Annotated in this window: 18 protein-coding genes; 13 read left to right on the top strand and 5 right to left on the bottom strand. The window is 41.7% G+C overall.

Annotation, left to right across the window (positions count from 1 at the left end; genetic code table 11):
• Positions 1-20: 20 nt before the first annotated feature.
• From FO442_RS13290 to FO442_RS13270, 5 genes are all read right to left on the bottom strand, one after another.
• A complete protein-coding gene (locus tag FO442_RS13290; RefSeq protein WP_144333688.1) occupies positions 21-2,261 on the bottom strand; it encodes a phospholipase D-like domain-containing protein in 2,241 nt (746 codons plus the stop codon).
• 402 nt (positions 2,262-2,663) lie between these two features.
• A complete protein-coding gene (locus FO442_RS13285; protein WP_144333687.1) occupies positions 2,664-5,816 on the bottom strand; it encodes an efflux RND transporter permease subunit in 3,153 nt (1,050 codons plus the stop codon).
• 129 nt (positions 5,817-5,945) lie between these two features.
• Entirely contained in the window at positions 5,946-7,061 is a 1,116-nt protein-coding gene (locus tag FO442_RS13280) for an efflux RND transporter periplasmic adaptor subunit (protein WP_144333686.1), read from the bottom strand.
• Between the two features lie 80 nt (positions 7,062-7,141).
• Positions 7,142-8,491, bottom strand: a complete 1,350-nt coding sequence (locus FO442_RS13275; RefSeq protein ID WP_144333685.1) for a TolC family protein — start codon at positions 8,489-8,491, stop codon at positions 7,142-7,144.
• A gap of 13 nt (positions 8,492-8,504) precedes the next feature.
• Positions 8,505-8,993: a GbsR/MarR family transcriptional regulator gene (locus FO442_RS13270; protein WP_144333684.1), complete on the bottom strand. Its 489-nt coding sequence runs from the start codon at positions 8,991-8,993 to the stop codon at positions 8,505-8,507.
• 352 nt (positions 8,994-9,345) lie between these two features.
• Here FO442_RS13270 and FO442_RS13265 point away from each other — a divergent pair, with 352 nt between their 5' ends.
• The 13 genes from FO442_RS13265 to FO442_RS13205 all read left to right on the top strand — a co-directional run bounded on the left by FO442_RS13265 (position 9,346) and on the right by FO442_RS13205 (position 22,584).
• Positions 9,346-11,061 (top strand): DUF4331 domain-containing protein, encoded by a 1,716-nt coding sequence (locus FO442_RS13265; protein ID WP_144333683.1) that lies wholly within the window; start codon positions 9,346-9,348, stop codon positions 11,059-11,061.
• 27 nt (positions 11,062-11,088) lie between these two features.
• Complete coding sequence (locus tag FO442_RS13260; RefSeq protein WP_144333682.1) at positions 11,089-13,143, top strand: DUF4331 family protein; 2,055 nt, start codon at positions 11,089-11,091, stop codon at positions 13,141-13,143.
• Positions 13,144-13,453: 310 nt separating this feature from the next.
• Positions 13,454-14,794 (top strand): tetratricopeptide repeat protein, encoded by a 1,341-nt coding sequence (locus tag FO442_RS13255; protein ID WP_144333681.1) that lies wholly within the window; start codon positions 13,454-13,456, stop codon positions 14,792-14,794.
• Positions 14,795-14,817: 23 nt separating this feature from the next.
• Positions 14,818-17,082, top strand: coding sequence for a TonB-dependent receptor (locus FO442_RS13250; protein ID WP_144333680.1), 2,265 nt, complete (start codon positions 14,818-14,820; stop codon positions 17,080-17,082).
• 112 nt (positions 17,083-17,194) lie between these two features.
• Positions 17,195-17,431, top strand: a complete 237-nt coding sequence (locus tag FO442_RS13245; protein WP_144333679.1) for a CsbD family protein — start codon at positions 17,195-17,197, stop codon at positions 17,429-17,431.
• A gap of 231 nt (positions 17,432-17,662) precedes the next feature.
• A complete protein-coding gene (locus FO442_RS13240) occupies positions 17,663-18,103 on the top strand; it encodes a peptidase M23 (protein WP_144333678.1) in 441 nt (146 codons plus the stop codon).
• A 125-nt stretch (positions 18,104-18,228) separates the two neighbouring features.
• Positions 18,229-18,543: a hypothetical protein gene (locus FO442_RS13235; protein ID WP_144333677.1), complete on the top strand. Its 315-nt coding sequence runs from the start codon at positions 18,229-18,231 to the stop codon at positions 18,541-18,543.
• Positions 18,544-18,660: 117 nt separating this feature from the next.
• Positions 18,661-19,302, top strand: coding sequence for a porin family protein (locus FO442_RS13230; protein ID WP_144333676.1), 642 nt, complete (start codon positions 18,661-18,663; stop codon positions 19,300-19,302).
• Between the two features lie 43 nt (positions 19,303-19,345).
• A complete protein-coding gene (locus FO442_RS13225; protein ID WP_246073853.1) occupies positions 19,346-19,633 on the top strand; it encodes a YtxH domain-containing protein in 288 nt (95 codons plus the stop codon).
• A 201-nt stretch (positions 19,634-19,834) separates the two neighbouring features.
• Complete coding sequence (locus tag FO442_RS13220; RefSeq protein WP_186280118.1) at positions 19,835-20,404, top strand: helix-turn-helix domain-containing protein; 570 nt, start codon at positions 19,835-19,837, stop codon at positions 20,402-20,404.
• A gap of 30 nt (positions 20,405-20,434) precedes the next feature.
• Positions 20,435-20,794: a cupin domain-containing protein gene (locus FO442_RS13215; protein ID WP_144333674.1), complete on the top strand. Its 360-nt coding sequence runs from the start codon at positions 20,435-20,437 to the stop codon at positions 20,792-20,794.
• Between the two features lie 55 nt (positions 20,795-20,849).
• Complete coding sequence (locus FO442_RS13210; RefSeq protein WP_246073852.1) at positions 20,850-21,410, top strand: helix-turn-helix domain-containing protein; 561 nt, start codon at positions 20,850-20,852, stop codon at positions 21,408-21,410.
• 322 nt (positions 21,411-21,732) lie between these two features.
• Complete coding sequence (locus FO442_RS13205; RefSeq protein ID WP_222101998.1) at positions 21,733-22,584, top strand: DUF2911 domain-containing protein; 852 nt, start codon at positions 21,733-21,735, stop codon at positions 22,582-22,584.
• Positions 22,585-22,723 lie beyond the last annotated feature (139 nt).

Below are 22,723 nucleotides of genomic sequence, written 5' to 3'. Positions count from 1 at the left end.
AGTATTTTACTCGTGCAGAATTATTCGATAACAATACGAGAAGTCAAAACCGTTCCGTTGCTTTCATAGGTCACCAAATAAATTCCTTTTTTAGCAAACGGGTCTGTTATTTCGACTGTATTATTTCCGGAAACGGTTTTCTTTTGCGTATGATACACTTGTTTTCCTGTAATATCAGTAATGGTAATGTCTGCTGTGTTTCCGTCTCCCGGTACTTGAATGGCAAATGCCCCGGTAGTTGGATTCGGATAGATCAGTAATTGCATGTCATTGGAAGATTCTTCCAAACCTAAGGAACAAGTTCCGCCATTTCGTTCACACCACCTTCCCATGAAATCCTGGTAATATTGGTTTGCAATAGAAGCATCGTGAACAATTACGGTGTTTTCGTCGTTCTTTTGATCAGCACCGTTACTCCAGTTGTGAGAACCGGTTAGTACAATTGGATCTGAAGCCGGATTGGATGCATCGACAACTAAGTACTTGTGGTGGAAAATCCAGTTGTGTCCGTTTACCGCGAGGCTTGTACCCATTGACGGATTCAATATTCCGTAAGGAGTGGCAGAAGTGGAAGCATCATCAATAATTCCTTTTGCTGCCAGGGATTGTGTTTGAATACGGTCACGAATAGCGTAAGCAAGATCGGAACGGGTAATCACCATAACGGCAAAGTAAAGATCATCATCCGCAGTTTCAATGGTGTTTAGGATTTGTGTATTTACCTGGTCGGAAGGACTGAAATAAGATTCAACGCGTTTTCCGCCGATAACGTATTCATGTGGTGTATTGTCTGTTTTGAATTGTCCGAATCGGGACATAGTCATATTCGGTTGAGAATTTTGACTGGAATCTCCCCACATTTCATCAAATTCCATCTTGTAACCGCGCGCCAAACTTTGATCCTGGAAAACGATGACATTGTTGGCGTCATCATCTAATTGTCCTTCTGTGAAGTTCGTAGATCCTGTCCAGACTACCGGATAATCGGGATTACTTACATTGGCATCCATGATTACAAATTTGTTGTGCATGATCGTATAATCACTTCCTTGAGGTGTTGACAGCACAGGAATCGCATTATTCAGACCATTGACACCCGAGTTTACAGTACTTCCATCACTAATCACACGAATTTTTACACCCCGGTTATATGCATTGTTTACTGCGGTAATAATTTTCATGGCATCCGGTGAATGATCCCAGTTATAAATGGCAATATCCAATGAGGAATTGGTTCGGTCAATATATGCGGCCAGTGTATCCGCAATCCGGTGATTTAGGAAAACTGCATTTGTTCCCGTTGAATAACTGATATCTGTTACGCGATTAAAATAAGTCTTGATGGTACCGGAAGAAAGAGATTGGGTAACGAATGTGCGTTCTAATGTGACAGCGCTGTCGACGCCATTCCAGGAATAAGCGCGCACATAGTAAATAGTTGCGGGAGTTAATCCTGTTAAAGTAGCAACGTGATTGGTTGTGTTTCCGGATGTAATCGTTCCCATTTCCAAAGCCGGCGTAACTCCGTATTTGATATAGGAATTGTCTCCGGGAATGTTTGTCGACCAATGGATATCAAAACCGGTTGTAGTAATCCCTGCAGTGCTGATCGGTTGTGTGAGGAAAATAGAAGAAGTAGCTTCGATGTCATTGATTGTTCGCAACAATAACTGGTAACCGGATGTACAACCTGTAGTCGGTGAAAAACAGTATTGTGACATGATTCCCGTCAAATTCACAGCGCCACTCGGAATGACTTCGCCGATCAACGGACTTCCGTTGAGAATACGGATCTGAAGCGTTTGCCCGCCGATTGTTACATTGTAGTTGGTATTTCCGGCGAATAATGCACCACCGTTTGCAAACGTACAGTTATCAAAGTGTAACAATTCACCTTCGTACTGATCATCGATCAGGGAAACATCCGTAATAACCTGGGCTGCCGGAAGTGCAACATTTGCCAATACACTCATGGAAGTTACAGGAGTTACTTCGACCAAATTGTTGTAATTCGTCATGGTTCCGGTAATCAACACAGAATCTCCTTCGTTGATGGATGATACGTTTGATCCATAAATAGCAATTCCTCCGGTAGCATCCTGTATGTAGCGGATATTTGGTAATTCAGGTCCATTGAGAGAAACTCCTCTGAATGTAACGGTACTTCCTAAGGAAGCATTGCGGGTCGTGGCGATATCCTGTGCATTCAAAGAAAGAACTGCCAGAACACAACTGATAACTAGAATGAAATGTTTTGTCATGATGCGATATAAATAATCCGGAGCAAAATTCGGGATTAGGTATTATGCAAGTATTACCGGAGAATGGTATTTGTGATCACTAAATGGATTTACCACAGGAAATAGAAGTGGGTGGGTTTTACCACAAATGCACAAATAAAATGGCTGCCTACCGGACAGCCTTATACCATATTTTTTAAGATTGATGTTACCTGACTTAAGTATTCCCCTTACCAGTCGCCATTTCAGCGAGACCGTTAGGCTCGCTCTAATCTGTGCATCTGTGAAAAAGAATAAGAGTCACTACCGGCAGGCATCGAAACGATGAATCATGTAGACACATTTGTGGTAAAAATCATGTGGTGATCAAAAGCAAAAAACGCCCCGATGATAGAGTCGAGGCGTTTCCTTTGGTTATTGGTGTCAATTGTGATCGTACTCGTGCCCTAGTGCGACCACATCAACTTCTTTAAGCAGCTTTCGTGCGTTTTTATTGGATATTTGTCTTTTGAAAATGTCGAAAATCAGGTAGACACATGGTACAATGATTAGCGTCAATAGCATCGAACTGGTCAAACCGCCGATCAATACCCAGGCCAATCCCGCTTTCCATTCAGCCCCTGCACCATGTGCAAATGCGATTGGCATCATCCCGAAAACCATTGCCAGGGTTGTCATGAGGATTGGACGTAAACGCGCTTGTCCTGCAATGATCAATGCTTCCACAGTATTGTGCCCGTCGGCTTTCTTCTGATTGGCAAAGTCGACAATCAAAATCGCATTCTTAGCGACCAATCCGATCAGCATGATCATACCCAGCATCGAGAAAATACTGATTGGTTCCGATGACAATGCCAATGCAAGCAAAGCTCCGATAATCGCCAATGGAATGGAGAACAGAACAACAAACGGATAGACGTACGAATCATACAATGCGACCATGATCAGGTATACGAAGATGATGGAAGCCAGAATCGCCAGTAATAAGTTTCCGAATGCTTCCGCCATGTTTTTGGCGTCTCCTTCAAAACTGTATACGGTGTTGCTTGGCAGCGGATCCTTTTCTATGCGTTTTGCAAATTCATCCGTTACCTGCTGACTGGAAGTTCCCAATACCTGTGAAGTGACGGTGATCGAAGGGATCCGGTTCATGCGTTCCAGTTTCGATGGTCCGCTGGCTTTACCGATCTTGGCAAACTGGCTCAATTTGATTTCTTCTCCTTTATCGTTGATGAAGTAAACATTTTTCACGTCTTCGGTGTTTTTGCGGTCGAAGTCATCGTAATTCACCAAAATGTCGTAATCTTTTCCTCCTTCGGTATACTTGGAATTATCATCTCCGTTGAATGACATTTGCAGGGTGGAACCCACCGTATTCATCGTCAGTCCCAATTCTGCCATTTTGTCCCGGTCAATGTTTACGGTAATTTCCGGGTTTCCGGTTTCAACCGATACTTTGACCTCGGCAGTTCCCTTGATGGATTTCAGTGTTTCGACCACTTTCGCAGCAGCCACATAGTTTGAATCCATATTATTTCCGGTAACCGCGATCTGGATCGGTGCGTCATCAGCTCCCCCCATGATTCCGACTGCTGCCGAGTTCACTTTGACATCCGGTAACATGTTTTCCAAGTCCTGCTTCATTAACTGGGCAATGATTGCTGCAGATTTATCCCGTTTCTCTTTGTCTATGATTTTCACGGTTAACTGTGCCTTGTTGCTGGCATTGCTTTGAGATCCCATGTTTCCGCTGGCAGTTCCCACGCTGGTGAAAACATTAACGACCATCGGATTATTGAACAGGTAATCTTCTACGCGCTGAACAGTTGTATTTGTTTGCTGAATGGTCGCATCTTGCGGTAATTCCAATGAGATCACGAACTCTCCGCGGTCACCCTGGCTCACAAATTCACCACCGATATATGGTCCGAGCATTACCGGTATAATAATAATCCCAAGGGCTGCCGCAGGAATGATGTAACGTTTTCTGCGAAGCGCAACGGTTAATGCTCGTCCATAGGATGTGGTAATGTTTTTCAGGATACGCTCAAAAGTCGTAACGATTCTTCCGCCCAATGTTTTATTGGTCAAAACGGTTTCTTTCGCAAAGCGGGAAGCCAAAAGCGGCGTCAGGGTAAAAGAAACAAATAGGGACATCAGAGTCGAAATAACAATTACCAGAGAGAACTGGGAAAGCAGGTTGGAAATCAATCCGCCGACCATCGTCAGGGGAAGGAATACCACGACGTCAACCAGGGTAATCCCCATCGCCGTAAATCCAATTTCATTACGCCCTTCCAAGGCCGCTTTCCGGCGTTCTTTTCCCATTTCCAGGTGACGGTAAATATTCTCCAGGACAACAATCGAGTCATCGACCAGGATTCCTACAACCAATGAAATTGCAAGCAAAGTCATCAGGTTTAAAGTAAATCCGAGCAAGTACATCGCAATGAAAACAGAGATCAGGGATGCCGGAATGGAAATCATGATAATGAAAGCGTTTCTCACACTGTGAAGGAACAACAACATTACCAATGCCACGATGAAGATCGCCAATCCCAAATCCGTTACAACTGCTTCTGCAGCCGCAAGCGTAAAATCGGATGAGTCGGATGCAATATCGAATTTCAATCCTTGTTTCTTGTATTGTTCTTCCAGCTTCTTGAATTCTTCTTTGACCATTTTACTGATCTTAACCGCGTTCGCATCAGTTTGTTTCATGATCTGAAGACCCAAAGAGTTCGTTCCGTTAATCCGGTTATAGGTCTTGATTTCTTTGGAAGCATCCGTAACACTTGCGACTTCGTTTAGTCTAACCGGAGAATTTGTTTTCGGGTCGGTTACAATTACCAGGTTGTTTAATTCGTTCAGGTCTTTGTACTTTCCACGTAAACGGACCAATGCCTGCGTGCCGTCACTTTTTACTTTTCCAGTAGGTAATTCGAGGTTGGCGTTTCGGATGGCGTTGGTAACCTGGAGGATTGAAATACCGTAATTCTCACAAGCTTCCCGGTTCACCTGAACTTTGATTTCGCGCTCCTCACCGCCGACCATGGTAATTTGGGCCATTCCTTCCATTTTTGCAAGGGAAGGGGAAATATCATCCTTCACCAGGGAATACAATTCTGTCGGAGGCATGTCGGCAGTCACACCAACACTCATGATCGGTGCTTCATCAAAGGAGAATTTTCCCAAGGATGGAGAAAGTACTTCTTCCGGAAGACTGGAAAGCATCGCATTGATTTTTCGCTGGGCTTCCTGCAGTGCTTTGTCCGGATCGGCATCGTTCTTCAGCAGCAATACAACGGTAGAAACACCTTCCATGGACGTCGATTGCGTATAGTCCAGGCTTTCAACCCCTGAAAGTGCATCTTCAATTTTTTTGGTTACCGAGTTCTCAACTTCTGATGGGGAAGCTCCCGGATAAACTGTTGTAACAGTTACCACAGGAATGGAGAATTTCGGCATCAGCTCGTAATTCAATTTGGAATAGCTGAGAATTCCGAGGAAACCCAGGACCGAGAAGATCACAACAATCAACGAGGGTCTCTTTATGGCTAATTCTGTAATAGACATATTTCTTAATTTTTAGTTCTTTAAAGACAGTGTATCTACTAATTATCAATGAAGGAATTATCAATTATCAAGAGAAGGTTTTCAGCTTGATAATTCTAATCATTCATAATTAAATTAGACTTTGTCTAATTACTTGATGATCTTAACTTTGGACCCGTTATCGATATTCAACTGGCCTGTTTTTACCACTTTCATTCCCGGGGTTAAACCGGATACAATTTCGATTTGATTATCATCCACGGCACCGATCTCGATTTTTGTCAGTTTTGCTTTGCCGTCACGGACCACGAAAACCTTCGGGTCTTTGATACTTCCGGCCAGACATTTCAACGGAATGGTCAATGCCTCCTTGGTGCCCCCGAAAACAAACTTCACTTTTCCGCTCATTCCTGATTTCAAAGGAGTTTTTGAAGGGTTGTTGAAACGGATTTCAGTATTGAATTTTTTGGAACCATCAGCTTGTGGTGAAACGGATGCTACTTTTCCCGGAATAGTTGTATTCGGATACAAATCAGGAACAATGTTCACCGATTGACCGGCTTTTACCCGAATGGCCTGCACATCCAATAACTTCACGCTCATTTTCAGTGATTTGATATCTACGATGTCAGCAATGGCTGTTCCCGGGGCCAGGTAACTTCCTTTTTCGATTGCCACATTGGAAACAACTCCTGAGATAGGGGAAACGATTGTTGTTAGTTTTAAACTGTGCTGAAGTGTTTTTACCTTCGCATCTGCGGTGTTCATGTTCATACGCATTTCTTCTACCTGCTGCTTGTTTACAGCCCCGCTTGCTACCATGCGTTCGTATTTCTCCAAATCTGATTTTGCTTTTTCCAGGGTTGTTTTCGCCAAAGCCAGGTCAATACGAATTTGCTCGTTGTCCAGTGTTGCGATTACCTTTCCTTCGGAAACATAATCACCGTTTTCGATCAGCAATGTTCTTACTCGGCCGGAAGTTTCCGAAACAAAGCTCAGTTGGTGATCCGGGATAAAATTTCCGTTCAATTCGAAGTCTTGTGAAACGGTTTCCATCTTCGGTTCGGCAACTGTTACCGGGAAAACGGTCATTTTTTTCTCCGTAATGGATGCATTGGCGTCCATTTTTGCTTTGTTGCTGCCAAGTTTAGCAATGATTATGACCAGGATCACGACTCCGATCAGGATCGGTAAAATGATGCGTCTGAATGCGCTCTTCTTTTTTGGCTGCTGGCCGGATTTGATATATTGTTCTTGATTTTCCATGTCTTTAAATTGTTTATGTTTTATTCTAACTAATTCAAATGTTCAAATTGAACTTTTTAAACCGTTGGAACTCTTTGAACTTAGTTTAATGTTCTGATATTTCCTGTTGATTTAATGAGGTCGAGTTCACCCAATTTTACTTGGACCAATGCTTTTAGGTAATTTGTCTGGGCATCCCTTAAAGATGTTTCCGCATTTACAAGGTCTGTGACTGTTGCAATTCCGCCGATAAACTGGGCTTGTGTTACCGCATATACTTTTTGAGCCAGGTCAATATTGCTTTTTTGACTTGTCAAAGCTGCCTGGTTTGCTTTTAAGGTATTGTTTGCGTTATCGCGCTGCATTTTCAAATTTTCAGCCAGGTATTCCTCTTCCAAAACCGATTGTTCCAATTGGATTTTTGTTTGCTTCACACGGGAGTTTTTTGCAAGTCCGTCAAAGATTGGAATCGATAAATTCAATCCGACATAGGAAGTCGGGAACCACTTTGCATTTTTGTCGAACATGCGCAGATTGTTTTGCATATTTTGCACGGACGATTGAAAACTCAATGAAAGCGAAGGTAAATAACCTGCTCTGATCTGCTGTAAGGTCACCGAATAGATCTCTCTTTGTGCCTGAATTAGCTCCAGGTCTGTACTGTTCAGTGACTTGGTGTCTATAATGGTTGCAGATTGCTCGTCAATGTTGATTGCAGCAATTTCAATCGCTTCATCAAGCGGCATTCCCATGTAATACTTTAACAGCATCAATTGTTGCTCGTAACTCGCAGTAATTGTAATCAATTCCGTCTGAAGGTTGGTCTTGTTAACGGTCAGCTTGTCTAAATCCAATTGTTTTGCGGCATCGTTCTCGAACTGGATTTGAGTGATCTTAAACAAGGAATCTATCTGCCCCAGGTTTGATTCGACCAATTTCTTCTGAGTAAAGGAAATCTGCGCCGCATAGTACGCACTTGCAATATCATAGATCAATTGTTCTTCTGTCTTTCGGGCATTGATTTCAGAGACTTTGGTGCTCTGTTTCGTCAATTTCATACCATAGATCAGTGATTGATTGTAGATCACCTGTTTCGCATCGATTCCGGCACTCGTGTTGTATTTCGTACCGAACTGGACCGGAACCTGTGTTCCGGGCTGACCGATCAATTCTCCTGGAAGGATCGATGTCTGAAGCTTCAGATTGTCCTGGAAAGAGATGGTTCCGTTTACCTGTGGCAAATATTCAGAACGGGTCTCTGTCCGTTTTTCATTGGCGCGATCGATCTCTAATTTCGATTTCAGCAACCCTTTGTTTTTTGTCAGGCCATATTGGACGCATTGTTGCAGCGACATCTGACCGGATTGCGCCCTGGCAAAGCTCACGCTCCCGGCCAAAAGGACAAGCAGCATCAGTAAGCTCAGGCGACGGTTTTGTATTCTTTCCTTCATACTGGTTGTTGTGTTATTGGTTATTATTATTCGATGTATTGCGGTTGCACCATTCCTGGTAAAGTCTTGGAAATTCAACACTCAGGTATTCGATAAATTCAATGAATTCAGCCATCTGTCCGTTGAATTCAGGAGTTTTTGGAGTTCGCTGTGCCAAAGCTTCTTTCATGATCTTGATGACACCGAAGAACTTCTGAAAGTTCTCTGTAAATCCTTCCTGCCATTGGACAATGTTGCTGGCGAAGTAGCGTTTACGATCTCCGGGTTTTGTTCTGTAAATGGCCCGTTGTGTAAGCAAAAGCATATTCAGAGCTGAGCTGGTTGCACTTTTACTGATTCCGAGCAGTTCGCGAATCTGGTCAAAAGTGAGTTCGGGCTCATCACAAACAATAAGCAGTGACATAATACGACCTTCCATAGGCGGAATTCCATGTTGCTCATAAAAAACACCCATTCTTTCGATGAGTTCTCTTTGCTCCTGAGTCAATTGAACGTTTGTCATACTTTTTTTTTAAGTTCTGTCCGTCGCGGTGAACAAAATTGGTTCCTGCAAAGTTAGATGGTTTTTTTAGTTCTGAAAATTCCGAACTAAAAAAACTTATCTTTTAACATTTGTTTGCAAGACCAAAATTAATTCTGCAGTTCGGGAAGGAAAACAGGAAATCGGTGAGTGGTAGTGGGGAATCGGTATGTGGATTGAAACAGGAGTTTCTCTGTGATTTTTAAAGACCCCGGGACAGAAAAGTAATTTTTATCGGCACTTCAAAATCTGGATCACCGATTTATGCGTATGTACTTCATCTCTGATTCCATTTAGGAGATAATAGACTATTTACTAATTAATTATGAAAAGGATGAAAAAAATCTTATTCTCGTTTATCTTAGCAGGAAGCATGGCTTCGCTAAGCTACGGTTCGAGTCACAGAGAAGCACCTTTGATTGCAAATGACCCATTGGCAGACAATACCGATGTGTATGCATTCAAGAGCCCCGATGACCCGAATTCCATTACAATCATTGCCAATTACATTCCGACTGAATTTCGAAATGGCGGACCGAACTACTACAGTTTCGGGGAAAACATTCGTTATGAAATCCATGTAGACAATGATGCATCGACTCCGGGAGACGATATTACTTATCGTTTCACATTCTCTAAAACGAACGGGGATCCGACCACTTTTTTTAATGTTCGCTTAGGTCAGGAAAACCTGAAAACAACCTACATGATCGAAAAAAGTACGGACGGAGGAGCAACTTTCACCACGTTCATGACCGGCTTGGCAGTTCCGCCTCCGAACATTGGTGATCGATCCATTACGAGTCCGGTTGGTCTGGGAGTTGCATCATACGAAGATTTGATCGCAAGTTCCATTTACACAACGCCGGAGGGAGGACAGGTATTTTGCGGGCCTTCAGACGATCCGTTTTTTGTTGACCTGGGAGGAATCTTCGATTTGGGAGATGCCCCACGTCAAAATAACGGAGGCGTTGTGAGAGACGGTTTGGCGAAATTCAACACACATTCCATTGCGATCAAGATTCCGGTTTCGGTTCTTCAAAAAGATGGTCTGGGAGTTTCTTCCGCTTCAGACATCCTGGACCCGGATTTCGTGATTGGAGTGTGGGCTTCTGCCAGCCGGCAAACAACACGAACACTGACTGCCGGTAACCAGGGTTACACAGGTAGCTGGGTTCAGGTTTCCCGTTTGGGCATGCCTCTGACTAATGAAGCGGTCATCCCGGTTGGGAAAAAAGATTACTGGAATTCACTGACTCCTTACCAGGAATTGGCTGAAACTACTTTGGATGAATATTTCTACAATCCGGAACTGGCTTTGTACATGGATGACAGTTTGTTTGGTGGGGCAGTTCCCGCATTTGCAGGTCTGCGCATTCAGCGTAATTCCCTGCAAGGATTTGATTTCGGAAACGGACACGATGGATTGTTCCCATTAAAGAATTCGGCAGCAGTGGCAGGAACGGCATTGGATGATGCGGTTTTCGGAACATTGTTATTACCGGCTGCGGGAAAACCAAGATCTGTGGATTTATGGCCGATTTTCCATACGGGAGTTCCAAATATGGCTCCATATCAATTGGCTACAGGGAAAAATGGAAACCCTTTAGCTGCAGGAAAACCATTCATTAATAACTTCTTGCCGAATGGAGGCGATATGTTACGTTTGAATATGGCTGTACCGGCAACTCCGAGAAACAGTGCTTCATTTAGTTCGTTGGGACTGGTTCAGGCTGCTGTTCTTGGATTAACGGATCCGACCTACAACACCACGACCGCCATTCAGTTTATTCCGAATATGGATGGATTCCCGAACGGACGCCGTTTGGAGGATGACGTTACCCGTATCGAATTGCAGGCAGTGAGCGGTGTTGTATTGGCAGCTATCGGATTGTGGTATGATGATTACAATGCATCGTCTTCGGCTCAGTCACCGGTTACTAATTTACTGGTAAATGTGTTGAACTATTCCACGGGAGTAGAACAAAACGATGTGGCATTTAAGACTTCATTCCCTTATGTTGCTTCACCTTGGGTAGGTAAAGACTAATCGAAGTTTCACATAAAATTTTAAAAGATGAAAAAGTTAATTAAATATTTATTTGTGGTGCTTCCGTTTGGAACGGTCTTCGCTTCAAGTCACAGAGAAGCGCCGCTTATTGCAAATGATCCCTTGGCGGATAATACGGACCTTTATGCGTTCAAAAGCCCGAATGATCCGAATTCAATTACCATCATTGCAAATTATGTCCCTTTACAGGTCCCGCATGGCGGACCGAATTACTACAGTTTCGGTGAAAACATCCGTTATGAGATCCACATTGAAAATGATGGAACTGCAGGTGATGATATCACATACCGGTTTACCTTTTCTCAAACGAATGAAGATCCGACTACTTTCTTTGATATCCGTTTGGGAAATGAGAATCATAAAACAACCTATATGATGGAACGCAGTATCAATGGCGGTCCCTTCACTACGGTTATTGCAGCGGGAATTGTTCCGCCGCCAAATATCGGTCCGCGCTCCATTGAGAACAATGTGGTCGGTTTGGGTGATACGTACCAAAACCTGATGGATAATGCGATTGAAACCACCGGAATGAACGAAAAAGTGTTCTGCGGACCTTCGGACGATCCGTTCTTCGTGGATTTGGGAGGAATCTTCGATTTGGGGGACGCTCCGCGTCAAAACGGAGGAACTCCTCAGGACGCACTTCAGTGTTTGAATGTCAGTACCATTGCAATTCAGGTACCTGTTTCTGTTTTACAGAAAAATGGTCAACCCGTAAGTGCTGCAACAAACATCCTGGATAGTGATTACGTGATCGGAGTATGGGCATCTGCAAGTCGCCAGGAAACACGCACATTGAATCCGTCAACGGGAGCATTTGCGGAATCAGGAAACTGGATCCAAGTGTCTCGTTTGGGAATGCCTTTAACCAATGAGGCGGTAATTCCACTGGGACAAAAGGATGAATGGAATTCAAGAACTCCTTACAACGAAAACCCGGCAATGGAAGATAATTTCTGTAACCCGGAGTTGGCTTTGTACATGGATGACAGTCAATTCGGTGGCGCAGTGCCGGCATTTGCTCCGTTGCGAATTCAACACAATTCATTGCAGGCATTCGATTTCGGAAATACTCACGACGGTTTGTGGCCTTTACGTGCTACCAATGCCGGAGCAGGAACAGCTTTGGATACCTTGTTGTTCGGGAATTACCTGCTTCGTCAGGGAAAACCACGTTCCGTAGATTTATTGCCGATCTTCCACACTGGAGTTCCGAATTTGGCACCGTATCAATTGGCTACAGGTAAAAATGGAAATCCACTGGCTGTTGGAAAACCGTTCATTAACAATTTCTTACCGACATTCGGTGATATGTTGCGTTTGAATATGGCTGTTCCGGCAACTCCGCGTAATTCACCGGATTTCAGTCCGTTGGGATTGATTCAGGCGGCTGTTTTGGGATTGACTCAAGCTCCATACAATTCAAATGCCAACCTGGAATTTATTCCGAATATGGACGGGTTCCCGAACGGACGTCGTTTGGAAGACGATGTAACGCGCATCGAATTACAGGCAGTAAGCGGAGTGGTATTGGCAGCAATCGGTTTGTGGTACGATGATTACACAGCCGGAGGACCAAACCCGGTTACTCCGGATTTATTAGGAGTTTTGACCTATTCAACCGGAGTCGAAGCGAATGATGTTCCGTTTACAAGCGTTTTCCCATATGTGGCGGCACCTCATCGCGGAACAGATAATTGTTTGGGTAAACCATATACCTATACGCAACCGGCAATTCTTTCGCCTTCTACAACAGCCGGATTGGCTGAGAATACTGTAAGTGCGGAAAAATATGCAATCAAAGCGTACCCGAATCCATTTACAAGCTCGGTGAATTTTGAGTACAACTTAGATGCGGATTCTCAGGTTGAGATTCGTTTGTATACACTATCCGGTCAATTGGTTGGAACGGTTCTGCCGAATACCAATCAGTCTTCCGGAAAACATAGCGAATCATTCAATACTGCAGGTTTGGTGACAGGCGTATATTATGCACGTGTGAACATCAAAGGACCGAAAGGAAAAGCAAGCAAATTGGTGAAGGTTGTAAAATCGTAAGCCAATTAAACAGAAAATGGGTAGGGACGTCTCGCACATGTGGGACGTCCCTATTTTTATACCGTGTCTTTCTTCGAATGAATAGAAATTTTACCACTTGGCATTTTGGTAAATTTCGGTGAAAGCCAATTAGAATAGAACGGGTTGTTCGTTAGTCGTAAACACCGTTTACAGTATTCGTTCTCATTGAACAAAGTTTGTTATTCGTTTATTCGCGGGAAGAAAATGTGTCTTCCAAAAATCCAAAGCTCGCTTGGGTTCGTATCTGTTTCAGTTCTTCTATGATTATTAAATGCTAAACACTACAGATATGAAAAAAAATAGTTACTCCCTTTATGTATTTTCCTTTGCAGCTTTATTACTGACCTCATCGCTTGTTTCTTCTTGCGATTCATCCAAAGAAGGAGAAGAGGAAGTTGTGACAGCGAAACAAGGCTTTCAAATTCCCCAGTTGTTGGAACGTGAAAAGGATTTATCATATGATGAATTTTTGAAGATCAAGGAAAAATTCAACAAACTTTCTTTTGAGGCTGAAAACGAGCAAACAAAAATCGAAAGTTTAATCAAATTGTCTGAGATCTATATCTATGAAGCGCGTGTAACCGGAGAACATCCGTATTATTACAATGCAGCTTTGGTGACATTAAACGAAACATTGAAAGATACGACCAAAATGACTCCTGATCAGCATTTCACGGCATTGTTCTATAAATCCACCGTTCAATTATCCCAGCATAAATTCAACGATGCCCTGCTCACCGGCAAAAAGGCATTGGCACTGAACAACACGAATTCCGGGATTTACGGGGTTTTGGTGGATGCAAATGTGGAAATAGGGAATTACGAAGAAGCAGTAAAGAATTGTGATCAAATGATTTCCATTCGCCCGGACCTGCGCTCTTACAGCCGTATTTCGTACCTGCGCGAAATTTATGGAGATATGAAAGGCAGTATCAAATCCATGGAACAAGCCATTGAGGCCGGTGCTCCCTATTCCGAATACAAATGCTGGACGATCGTGACAATGGGTAAAATGTTGGAGAATCATAATCAGTTGGATTCCGCGATGGCCTATTACCAATTTGCCGCAAAGGAGCGAGCCAATTACCCGTTTGGAATTGCCGGAATGGCGAGTATTGAAGGCAAATGGGGAAATTACAAAAAGGCAGATTCGCTGTATGCAGTTGCTTTGAATGCTGTTCCTGAGATCAGCTTCATTATGGACCAGGCCAAATTGTATCAAAAACAAGGCAAAAAAACGGAGATGAAACGATTGGTTCCCAGAATTGAGTCCATGTTCCAGGAAGATATTGAATCCGGGCACAACGTCAATATGGAATTTGCATTCTTCCTGCTGGATTTCAAAAAAGATTACAAACGGGCGCTTGATCTGGGCTTGAAGGAATACCAATTACGTCCGAATAACATCGATGTGAATCGGTTACTGGCTTTTGCTTACTATGCGAACGGGGATAAAGAAAATGCTGCAAAACATGCCAGGATAGCCATGAAGACCAACAAGCAGGATGCTGAATTGTATTGTATCAGTGGATTGATCAATAACGACAAAAAACAAATCAAGAAGGCATTTTCAATCGATCCGTACCAGGATCACCTGTTTGTTGAACGTGCGAGAAAAATGATTTCCTAGTCGGGTAATTTAAACCTTATCTGATGAAAAAGACTGATTTCACTATGCTGACAAGAAAGTATTTGATGCTTCTGTCGGGGCTCTTGTTCCTTTCGAATTCCTTTGCCCATAGCATTAATGGAATCGTTGTTGACCAGGAGTCCCAGGGAATTCAGAACGCGAGGGTGAGTCTTAACGGTTCGGCAAAATACAGTATGACCAATGGATTGGGAGAATTTGTTTTGACAGATGTACATCTGGGAGATTCTATTCGGATTGAAAGCCAGGGATATCAAAAACAGATTTTCCTGATCGATAATGAAAGCTACTTTGAGAAGCATGTGTTGTTCCGGTTAATAGAAAATGCTACGGAGTTGAGTGAGGTGAAAGTTACCGGGAATCGAACGCAATTGACACAAACGGCGAATATCAACCTGACACTTCAGCCGGTTCGTTCGGCACAGGAATTATTGACTTTGGTCCCGGGATTATTCGTTGCGCAACATGCAGGAGGAGGAAAAGCAGAACAGCTATTTCTGCGTGGATTTGATATCGATCACGGTACAGATGTTGCTCTCTCACTGGATGGAATGCCGGTAAATATGGTTTCTCATGCACACGGTCAGGGATATGCTGACTTTCATTTTGTAATGCCGGAAGTGGTCGACAAGATCCATTTTGAAAAGGGGCCCTATGACATAACAAAAGGTGATTTAGCTACTGCCGGTTCGGTGGATTTTCAGACCAGGGAACAATTATCCAAAAGTTTTGTTTCCGGGGAATATGGAATGTTTGATCACAAAAAGATTACCGCAGGAGTGAAGATATTGGAAAATCAACGGAACAATGCCTATTTCGCAGCGGATTATTTCCAAACAGACAATTATTTTGAATCACCGCAGGATTTTAGACGGATTAATTTCTACGGAAAATATACCGGGGCCATTTCCCCTAACTTTAAGATTACGCTTTCTGCGTCCACTTTTCAAAGTAGTTGGAATGCATCCGGGCAGATCCCGGAAAGAGCAGTTGCAAACGGTATGATCTCGCGATTCGGCGCAATTGACAACACGGAAGGAGGAAAAACATCCCGGTCAAATGTGCAGTTGGGAGTGATTCAAAAGCTCAATGCTTCGTCGACTTTAAAAAGTGATTTTTTTGTCTCCATGTATGATTTTTCGCTCTTTTCGAATTTCACCTTTTTCCTGGAAGATTCGGTCAACGGAGATCAGATTCACCAATACGAAAGCCGGAAAATTTATGGCGGGAAATCGGAATATAAAAAGACCTTTGCAGTGAACGAAAGAACCATTTTTAGCTTTGCAGGTGGTGGTGGGTTCCGTTACGATGACATCAATAACATCGGTTTGGCCCAAACAACCGGACGCACTCAATTACGCAACCTGGTTCAATTGGGAAACATCAATGAAACCAATCTATTCGGGTATGTTTCGGGTAAACTGGAAATCAACCGTTTCGTGCTCAGTGCAGCGCTAAGAGGAGACAATGTAACATTCTATTACAACAATTTGAAGGACAGTGTTTATCAACCGAAGAGCTTATCTCAAGCGGTGCTTTTACCCAAAGTATCTTTGCTGTATAACGTTACGGACGATGTACAACTTTACCTGAAATCAGGAATCGGGTACCACTCCAACGATGCACGTGTTTTGCTTTCATCGGATAATCTGAATAAGAAAGCGTTGCCTTTGGCCTTGGGAACCGATTTGGGAACCACTTGGAAAATCACAAAGAATTTATTGTTTAATGGTGTTTTGTGGTATTTGCTGTCCGAGCAGGAGTTTGTGTATGTGGGGGATGCCGGTGTGGTAGAGCCAAGTGGTCGTTCGCAGCGTTTGGGATTTGATGCCGGATTGACTTTTCAGCCAACCAAGTGGCTGTTTCTCTATTCCAATCTGAATTATTCCCATGCACGGGCGGTAAGCGAACCGAAAGGCCAGAATTACATTCCTTTGGCACCGGTTTTCACTTCGGACGGAAAAGTACAGTTCAATTTCAAAAAAGGCATCTTCGCGACCCTTTCTTACCGGTATATGGGAGACAGAGCAGCAAATGAAGACAGAAGCGTCCTGGCAAAAGGGTATTTTGTGAATGATTTTACCTTAGGCTATCAGCATAAATCAGTTGTCATTACCGGAATTGTAAACAACCTCTTCAATGTGAACTGGAATGAAACCCAGTTTTTAACGGAATCCCGGCTAAAGGATGAATCTCAACCCGTATCGGAAATTCATTTTACTCCCGGAACTCCATTCTCAGCCAGATTACAGGTGAAATTTATGTTTTAAGGCCAGAATACATGGGATTTGTGTAACAATGGTGTTTTATTGTGTAATGCTTCAGGAGGCATTAAAGATCACCTTTGATACTACAAAGAGTATTCATTTTAAAACAAACGTTATGTCAACAGATTCAAGAAACACAACTACCAACTCAGATAAAAAAGCAGAGTCATTCAAAATTTCAGGTGATTGGAAAAAACAATCTGAGCAGTTGAAAGAGAAATTCAATCAATTAACAGATTCGGATTTAAAATTTGAACCGGGTAAGGAAAATGAATTACTTCAGCGAGTTGAAACCAGGCTGAATAAAAAACGTGAGGAGGTGATCAATATCATCAATAAATGTGAAGTTTAATCTTTCTTACAGCATAGTTCAAAACACGTATTGAATATCAATAGTTCCTGTTTTTAGATCTTGTGTAAAAGGTGCCTATAGGTTCAAACAACAAATAGGCACTTTTTAGTTTAAATATCATGTGTACCAAATTCCTTGAAAGTGAATCTTTGATGGAAATTATGAAGTAACTCATGAACATCAACTAAGAACTTTTAGCGCATTAAACACAGTTACCTAAAAATTGAAGTGATGAAAAAAAACAATACATCTTTTTGGATACTGCCAATCCTGGTAGTCCTTATTGCTGCTTGTACAACAACAAAAGCAGAAAAAGTGGAGGAGGCGTCTGAAAATGTTCAAAACGCACAGAATGAGTTGGATAGAGCCAATGAAAACTATGCCAAAGAAATCGCCGTTTATCGGTTGTCAGTAGAATCTGACTTGAGAGAAAACAAATTGAAGATTGCAAAGCTCCAGGACCAAAAAACATTCTTAAAAGAGGGAGTTTTAGCCGTCAGGAATGAAAAAATTGTTGCCATGCGGAAACGAAACGACGAGTTAGAATTACGTATGCGCAAATACAGAGGCGATAACGCGGAAGACTTGAAAGAGTTTCGACATAAGTTTGATAGTGATCTGCGTGAACTGGAAAAATCGCTAAAGGATTTTGGGGAAGACGCCATCAGGTAATACAAATAAACAATTAGGAAGAACAGGAATTCTCTATTGCTAAAATCAATAGTAGAGTAGTTGTTCTGAGAATTGGTTAGGAAGGGAGTGCGCTTCGGCAGCTCCTTTTTTTATACAGTTAAAAAATGGAAAATCAAGTAAGTAATTCGTTATTAAACAGGTTTCGGGAATTTGTTGGTTCCTCTTTGGGATTTTTAAGTACGAAACACCGGGTTTACCGGATCCATCAGGCGGAAACAAATAAAATATTGGCCCGCATCCTGGAAATTAAAAAGAATCGGCCCGAGCTTTCAAAGTATTTGAATGAAATGCCTGAAATTCTTACAAACAGTAAAGATTCGTCAATCAAATTAGCCGATTTAAGGAAGTATCACAACCAGTTGCTGGAGCTCTTGGAAAAATATGAACTGGAATCAAAAAAAAAGTATTGGTTTATTTAGTGTAGCTGCTTAAACAAGTGATTGATGTAAGCTTTTAGACTTACTATGTAAAGGTATCCGTTCTAAATAGGATGACCTTTATCAAGTGGAAATACTTCCACGTTTAAATACATTCAAATGAAAAAAATAGGTTTAATTCTCTTCGCTGTACTTAGAATTGTTGTTACAGGAACAGCACAGGAATCTGAAAAATATGATCGCCGTGAAAATTTTACTTTTGGAGTAAAGGCAGGAGCTAATTTATCCAATGTTTGGGATTCTAAAGGAGAAGATTTTGATGCGGATGCTAAATTGGGATTTGCAGGTGGTGTTTTTGTTGGGATTCCGATCGGAAGGTACATCGGAGTTCAACCAGAGGTGCTGTTCTCTCAAAAAGGGTTTCGGGCTTCAGGAACATTACTGGGTACTTCATATTCGTATAAGAAAACAACGAATTGGATTGACATTCCACTCCAGTTTCAGATCAAACCACTTGCCTTTCTGACTATCTTGGTTGGGCCTCAGGTATCTTTCCGGGTAAGTGAGCGGAATGAATATACTTTCGGGAATAACAGCACTGCGCAAGAGAAGGAGTTTAAGAACGATAATATTCGCAAGAATATGCTCGGCATCTCTACCGGATTTGATATTAATATCTATCATGTCGTAGTTTCCGGGAGAGCTTCATGGGACCTTCAAAATAACAGAGGTGACGGAACATCTACGACGCCACGCTACAGAAATCAGTTTGTACAATTGACGATCGGATTTAAGATTTAAGTCGTATCGGGAAGTTATTACCAATTGGAAAATAGCAGGGCAAATGGAGGCAGTAATCAGATTAGCGGGGCATGTTGCTAAATTCATCATTAAAAAATCAATGAATATGAAAACGGGTGAAGAGAAGAATAAAAAGAAATCCGGTAACGCATCAAAGATCGTCGGATCTTTAGTTGCGGGAGCGGCAGTCGGTTTGGCAGCCGGGATTTTGTTAGCACCCGATAAAGGGAAAAATACCAGGGCTAAGTTGATGAAGGATGCGGAAGATCGGACAGATAAGCTGAAGGATAAAGCCAACGATGGAATGGAATTAATTGCAGACAAAAAATAACCATCCTGGTTGCGATAATCTGAAACCAGATTAACGGGATACAAGTCATTTGGATAAGTTTTTATCGGGTGGCTTGTGTTTTTTTGACTTGGATGCATCTTTTTAAGATTAATTTATTGAAAATCAATTTAAAAGCAGTTATTAATTAGGTCGGGGGTATAAATAGTTGTACATTCACAAACATTCAATAACAACCATATTTTGAAAATCTATATAAAGTACATGGTCAGCCTCCGCTGCAAGAAAATGGTTGGTGCAGAATTAAAAAAACTGGGCGTTATTATGCCCAAGATTAACCAGGGAATGGTTGAATTTCAGGAAGAATTATCTGCAGAACAAAAGATTCAGTTTCAGGAACGTATTCTGTCATTAGGATTTGAAGTTTTGGACAGTGCGAATAGTAAATTACTGGATCGTATCTCAGCAACAATTATTGATTTGATCTATAAGCATCCTGAAATGTCCAGGCAGGAATACCCGGATTATCTGGTAAAGAATTTAGCGTTTGATTATTCAGAGATCAAATATTTATTTTCTGAGGTACATGGAATCAATTTACCCCAGTTTATTTTAATACAGCAAGTGGAACGCATGAAGGAAATGCTCCTGTATGAAGATCTGAAAGTAAAGGAAATTGCACAAAAAATGCATTACAGGAATGGGGCCCAATTAACACGGGTATTTAAGAAAGTAACTGATTTAACACCGTTTTACTTTAAAAAAATGAAGGAGAAACGGATTGAGGTTCAGCAAGAAAGCAATTCTAAATAATAGTCATCAATTCAATAAGATTAAATCGCCATGAAGAGCAACACAGACAACAATGAGATAGAAATTGAAAAAGCTAAATCCCATATCGTTGTCGAAATCATTCAGTATGTGCCCAATGCAATTCTGAGTAAAACGATTATTAAAAAAACGACCGGAAATATAACGGTGTCCTCTTTAGATGCAGGTGAGGAATTAGAGGAGAAACATTCTCCTTTTGACACATATGTCCAAATTATTGATGGTTCAGCGGAACTTATCATAGATAAAAAAATATTCACATTGAAGTTGGGAGAAGGTATTATTATTCCGGCACATGCAAGACATAAATTCAATGCTAATGAGCAATTCAAGATGATTTGCACAACAATTAAAAGTGGTTACGAGGATTAAAATTTGAATTATTTCCATTACTATTTTATTGAATTTTAATTAAATCCTTTGCAATTTGAAACTGTACATCAAGTATATGGTAAGCCAGCGCTGCAAAATGGTCGTAAAAGCCGAATTGGCTAAGCTGGGTTTGGATTTCGTTGTTGTTGATCTGGGAATGGTTCAAATCATGGAGGATATCTCAGCCGAAGACCGCGAAACGCTGCGTGTAAACTTACTAAACTCCGGTTTAGAATTAATGGAGGACAAAAAGAGTATTTTGATTGAGCAGATTAAAGCCGTAATCATTGAAATGATCCATTATTCGGAAGATACACTCAAAATCAATTATTCAGACTACATCAGTGAAAAATTGAACTACGATTACACCTACCTTTCCAATGTTTTTTCAGAAGTCAAAGGAATGACTATTCAGCAATTTATTATCCTCAATAAGATAGAACGAGTCAAAGAACTCTTGTTATACGATGAGTTGAATTTGACTGAAATATCCTACAAGCTCAATTACAGCAGCGTTGCCCATTTATCGAATCAATTCAAGAAAGTAACCGGTCTTTCTCCTTCTTTTTACAAGCAGTTGAAGCAAAAACGCGATAATAACCTGGAAAATTTCTAAATTAAAGTCTTAATCACGTATTCTTTGTATTCGTCTGCAATTCTTTTTTTCAATAATGTTGGTATTCTTGACTATCCATAGAATCGAATGGTCAGCTGGATAGGACCAGCGTTTTAGCCCATCCGTTGAGAGTGTTTCTTCTTAATACATTATAATTACATAATTCTGGAATTCGAGTTTTACCGAATCGGTATTCTCCTGTTTTTAAAGCATTCGAGAATTCTCGAACGCTTGAATTCCTAAATCCTAATAAAACGTTAAATCCGCTTTTGTTAGCTAAATAAGCCCTATTTTCACGATGCAAATTCAAATAAGAATCAATATGAAAATGAACATTACAAACAAGGCGGTTTTATTCCTGGCATTCGGAATGCTTTCTTTGGGAGCTGCTGCACAAAAAATTACCGTACCGGCACCAAGTCCATTACAAACAGTTACTCAAAAATTCGGTTTGGGAGAAGTAACCGTTGAATACTCTCGCCCTGGAGTAAAAGGACGTACCATCTTCGGAGATGTGGTGCCTTACGGAAAGATTTGGAGAACCGGGGCAAATGCGACAACAAAAATTACGTTCACAGATGAAGTGAAATTGGAAGGAAATGTTGTTAAACCGGGAACTTACGGTTTATATACGATCCCAAACAAAGACAGCTGGGAAATCATGTTGTACAAAGATTTGACACTGAACGGGAATGTCGGAGATTACAAAACAGAGAACGAAGTATTGCGTTTCAAAGTGAAAGCCATCAAAATCCCGATGAAAATGGAATCACTGATGATCAATATCGGTGATATTTCCGCAACAGAATCGAAACTAATGCTGCTTTGGGAGAATACGGTGATTGCCATCAAAATGACGACGGACATCGACGCTCGTGTCATGCAAAGCATCGATGAATCCATGAAATCCGAGAAACCGGAATACTTCAGAGCTGCGAGCTATTATTTCGACAATGGGAAAGATCTGAAACAAGCATTGGTTTGGGCTACAAAAGCAACAGAGGAAAACCCAACTGCATTTTACATGTTCAACCTGAAAGCACGCATTGAATACAAATTGGGGGACAAGGCTGCAGGAAAAGCAAGTGCTGAGAAATCCATCGCGTTGGCAAAAGATGCCAAAAATGATGATTACGTTGCTTTGGGAGAAAAATTATTGGCAGAGAATAAATAAGGAATTCCAACAAATAATTCAAAGCCTTTTTGCTTCGGTAGAAGGGCTTTTTTGTTTTTCTTAACTGTCAATTCGAGTATTACGCATGTTGTTCTTGATACTTTAGCCTATAACTGAAACTCGAACAGACATTAGCGGA

This window comes from Fluviicola chungangensis (genome assembly GCF_007558725.1).
Classification (GTDB): Bacteria; Bacteroidota; Bacteroidia; order Flavobacteriales_D; family Crocinitomicaceae; genus Fluviicola; species Fluviicola chungangensis.
This window is presented reverse-complemented; position numbering and strand designations above follow the sequence as displayed.

What these genes read in the sequence shown, in the direction of transcription:
- FO442_RS13275 (WP_144333685.1), bottom strand. Translation starts at nt 8,491, where the DNA reads ATGAAGGAAAGAATACAAAACCGTCGCCTGAGCTTACTGATGCTGCTT.
- FO442_RS13230 (WP_144333676.1), top strand. Translation starts at nt 18,661, where the DNA reads ATGAAAAAAATAGGTTTAATTCTCTTCGCTGTACTTAGAATTGTTGTT.
- FO442_RS13215 (WP_144333674.1), top strand. Translation starts at nt 20,435, where the DNA reads ATGAAGAGCAACACAGACAACAATGAGATAGAAATTGAAAAAGCTAAA.
- FO442_RS13270 (WP_144333684.1), bottom strand. Translation starts at nt 8,993, where the DNA reads ATGACAAACGTTCAATTGACTCAGGAGCAAAGAGAACTCATCGAAAGA.
- FO442_RS13225 (WP_246073853.1), top strand. Translation starts at nt 19,346, where the DNA reads ATGGAGGCAGTAATCAGATTAGCGGGGCATGTTGCTAAATTCATCATT.
- FO442_RS13235 (WP_144333677.1), top strand. Translation starts at nt 18,229, where the DNA reads ATGGAAAATCAAGTAAGTAATTCGTTATTAAACAGGTTTCGGGAATTT.
- FO442_RS13255 (WP_144333681.1), top strand. Translation starts at nt 13,454, where the DNA reads ATGAAAAAAAATAGTTACTCCCTTTATGTATTTTCCTTTGCAGCTTTA.
- FO442_RS13280 (WP_144333686.1), bottom strand. Translation starts at nt 7,061, where the DNA reads ATGGAAAATCAAGAACAATATATCAAATCCGGCCAGCAGCCAAAAAAG.
- FO442_RS13240 (WP_144333678.1), top strand. Translation starts at nt 17,663, where the DNA reads ATGAAAAAAAACAATACATCTTTTTGGATACTGCCAATCCTGGTAGTC.
- FO442_RS13285 (WP_144333687.1), bottom strand. Translation starts at nt 5,816, where the DNA reads ATGTCTATTACAGAATTAGCCATAAAGAGACCCTCGTTGATTGTTGTG.
- FO442_RS13260 (WP_144333682.1), top strand. Translation starts at nt 11,089, where the DNA reads ATGAAAAAGTTAATTAAATATTTATTTGTGGTGCTTCCGTTTGGAACG.
- FO442_RS13205 (WP_222101998.1), top strand. Translation starts at nt 21,733, where the DNA reads ATGAAAATGAACATTACAAACAAGGCGGTTTTATTCCTGGCATTCGGA.
- FO442_RS13265 (WP_144333683.1), top strand. Translation starts at nt 9,346, where the DNA reads ATGAAAAAAATCTTATTCTCGTTTATCTTAGCAGGAAGCATGGCTTCG.
- FO442_RS13290 (WP_144333688.1), bottom strand. Translation starts at nt 2,261, where the DNA reads ATGACAAAACATTTCATTCTAGTTATCAGTTGTGTTCTGGCAGTTCTT.
- FO442_RS13245 (WP_144333679.1), top strand. Translation starts at nt 17,195, where the DNA reads ATGTCAACAGATTCAAGAAACACAACTACCAACTCAGATAAAAAAGCA.
- FO442_RS13250 (WP_144333680.1), top strand. Translation starts at nt 14,818, where the DNA reads ATGAAAAAGACTGATTTCACTATGCTGACAAGAAAGTATTTGATGCTT.